Genomic DNA, 2,923 nt, shown 5'->3' with positions numbered 1-2,923 from the left:
TTCGACCCGATGGCCATGCTGCCGTTCTGCGGCTACCACATGGGCGACTACTTCGGCCACTGGCTGAAGGTCGGCGCCGCGCACGACGCCGCCAAGCTGCCGCGCATCTACTACGTCAACTGGTTCCGCCAGGACGACGGCTCGTTCATGTGGCCGGGCTACGGCGAGAACAGCCGCGTGCTGAAGTGGATCTTCCAGCGCGTCTCGGGCAAGGCCGAGGCCGTGGACACGCCGATCGGCCGCCTGCCGCGCGCCGAAGACCTCGACACGACCGGGCTCGACATCGCGCCGGCGACGCTGAAGAAGCTGCTCACGGTGGACGTGCCGGCGTGGCTCGACGAGGTGCCGAAGATCAAGGAGCACTTCGCCAAGTTCGGCGAGAACCTCCCGGCCGGCCTGAAGCAGGAAATCGCCCGCCTCGAGGAGCGTCTGCAGAGCGCCGCGAAGTAACCGACGCCGCGGCTTTCGCACGATCGAACGGGCCGGCCTCGCGCCGGCCCGTTTCTTTTCGGCGCGGCGAGGGCGGCGGACCGTCGCCGGCCGCGAGGTCGCCGGGAGGCGCGGCGAGGGCGGCGCCGCAACCGCGCGGCGGGCGCGCGGCGCCGCGGCGGCCGGGGGCCGGCGCTGCGCGGGACGGGGCGCGTCCCTTACAATGACCGCATGGAGAACCCGCTTCGCCGGACGCTCGCCGTCGCCGCCGCCGCGCTCGCCGCGGCCGCGTTCCTCGCCCCCGCCGCCCTCGCCCAGGCCCCGCGCGCCGCGATCAAGAAGGTCGTGATCGATCCGGGCCACGGCGGCTCGGAGAAGGGCGCCGAAGGGCCGGACGGCCTGCTCGAGAAGGACCTCACGCTCGACGTCTCGAAGCGGCTCGCCGACCTGCTGCGGGCCGACGGCTTCGAAGTCGTCCTCGCGCGCGAAGCGGACGTGGACGTGCCGCTCGACGCGCGCGCCGCGCTGGCCAACACGCTCCGCGCCGACCTCTTCGTCTCCGTCCACGTCAACGCCTCGCGCTTCGCCGCGGCGCACGGCGCCGAAACCTACTTCCTCGCGCGCGAGTCCACCGACGACGCCGCGCGCACGACCGCCGCGCTGGAGAACGACGCCGCCGGCGCCGCCTCGGCCGCGCCGAAGGACGACGGCGACCTCTCGCTGATCCTCTGGGACATGGCGCAGGTCGAGTACCTCAAGGAGAGCGAGCGGCTGGCGGCGACGATCCAGAACCGCCTCAACGAGACGCTCAAGCTCGCCGACCGCGGCGTGCGTCAGGCGCCGTTCCGCGTCCTCGTCGGCGCGACCTGCCCCGCGGTGCTCGTGGAGCTCGGCTTCATCAGCAACAAGGACGAGGCGAAGCAGCTCGCCTCCGAGGAGCATCGGAAGAAGCTGGCCGAGGCGGTCGCGGCGGCGATCAAACAGTTCCGCGCCGAGACCGCGGCGAGGACCAAGTGAGCCGCTCCGGCGCCGGACGCTGGCTCCTGGCCGGCGTCCTCGCGCTTACTGCGGCCGCCGCGGGCTTCGCGCTCGTCCATCTCGTGATGCGCGGCGAAGGCCAGTCGCTCGGCGCGGGGCTCGACGAGGCCGCGGCCCCCGCCGCGCCGACCGCCCCCGCGGCGGCGCCCGGATCGCCCGCCGCCCCCGCGACGACCGGCACGCCGGCGCGCCGCAAGGCGACGATCTTCCAGCGCGCCGCGACCGAGGAGTTCGCGCTCGTCCCGTTCGAGACGGAGATCGACGACCTCCCCGCCCCCGGCGCCCGCGCGCGCCAGATCGCGCAGCTCGTCCTCGGCGGCGTCCCCGACGCGAAGGACGCGCTGACGCCGACGCGCAAGCCGCCCAAGCTCCGCGCCGTGCACGTCACCGCCGCCGGCGTCGCCTGGATCGACCTCGACGCGGCCTCCGTCGCCGGCGTCGGCGCGGACGAGGAGCTGTCCCTCGTCGGCGCCCTCTCCCGCTCCCTGACCGTCTCGATGCCCGAGATCAAGCGCGTCGGCCTCCTCCTCGACGGCCATCCCCGCGAAAGCCTCGCCGGCCACGTCGACCTCAAGCGCACCTACACCGGCGCCGAATTCCCCTCCTCCGCCGACGCGACGCCCGACCAGACGAGCGCGCAGTAACTAACGCCAGCCATGTCTTTAGGCCGCATTTTCCGCAATGCCGTGTCGTTGACATCCGCGGCGCGGCGTCGGAATCTCAAGTAGCAGCGTCTGCGTGCCGCTCGCGTCCGACTTCGCGGATTCTCTCGGCGCAGTGGAACAACAGGGGGAGCCATGGCCTTCGTCTCGGAACTCGACCGGCTGACGCGTGACAGTCAAAAGCGCCACGGCGGCATCCGCGGAACGTATTTCACCTTCGAGCAGGACGGCATTCGCTACCTTCAGATTGACACGCGTGGCTCCGGCGAGCGTCAGGAGAAGGGCAAGACGAGTCAGACGATTCAGATCGGTCCCGAGATTGCTCGCCTCCTTCTTCCAGAGTTGCAGAGAGTCGCGGCGTCCGACGGAGGAGCCGCAACACCTTTCTCCGGGCATGACAGCGCTGGCAAACCAGCGGATGTCAGCAAGTTGCGCGGGTCTGCCAGCCGCTTCGAAACCGCTCTGCAACTAGCCGGCTACAACTGGCGGACAGATCTCGTTCGGGCATTTGTGGCCGCGCTGCTGGCCAAGCGGTTCGTGGTCCTCGCGGGCGTCACGGGTTCTGGGAAGTCCCGGCTCGCTCTGGCTCTCGGGGAATGGCTCGGTGAGGGCCGTTCGTTGATGGTTTCGGTGCGCCCCGATTGGACCGGGCCTGAGGCCATCCTCGGCTTCGAGGATCTTCTCTCCCGGGACGGCAACGGCTCGCGCCCATGGCAGGTGCCCGATGTCCTGGCATTCATGGCTAAGGCTGCGCGGACGCCCGCCGAGCCATTCCTGCTCATCCTCGACGAGAT

4 protein-coding genes are annotated in these 2,923 nt (G+C 71.2%); all 4 read left to right on the top strand.

All coding sequences use genetic code 11. The features are described 5' to 3' along the window. Positions 1-450, top strand: a 450-nt coding sequence (locus tag LLG88_13040; GenBank protein MCE5247832.1) for a phosphoenolpyruvate carboxykinase (GTP), incomplete at its 5' end; no start/stop codon positions are given. Positions 451-660: 210 nt separating this feature from the next. After that, positions 661-1,446: an N-acetylmuramoyl-L-alanine amidase gene (locus tag LLG88_13035; protein MCE5247831.1), complete on the top strand. Its 786-nt coding sequence runs from the start codon at positions 661-663 to the stop codon at positions 1,444-1,446. Next, positions 1,443-2,111, top strand: a complete 669-nt coding sequence (locus tag LLG88_13030) for a GerMN domain-containing protein (protein ID MCE5247830.1) — start codon at positions 1,443-1,445, stop codon at positions 2,109-2,111. The genes LLG88_13035 and LLG88_13030 overlap by 4 nt, the downstream gene beginning before the upstream one ends. Positions 2,112-2,264: 153 nt before the next feature. Further along, on the top strand, positions 2,265-2,923 hold a 659-nt coding region (locus LLG88_13025), incomplete at its 3' end, for an ATP-binding protein (GenBank protein MCE5247829.1).

Source organism: bacterium, assembly GCA_021372775.1.
GTDB lineage: Bacteria > Acidobacteriota > Polarisedimenticolia > J045 > J045 > JAJFTU01.
This window is presented reverse-complemented; position numbering and strand designations above follow the sequence as displayed.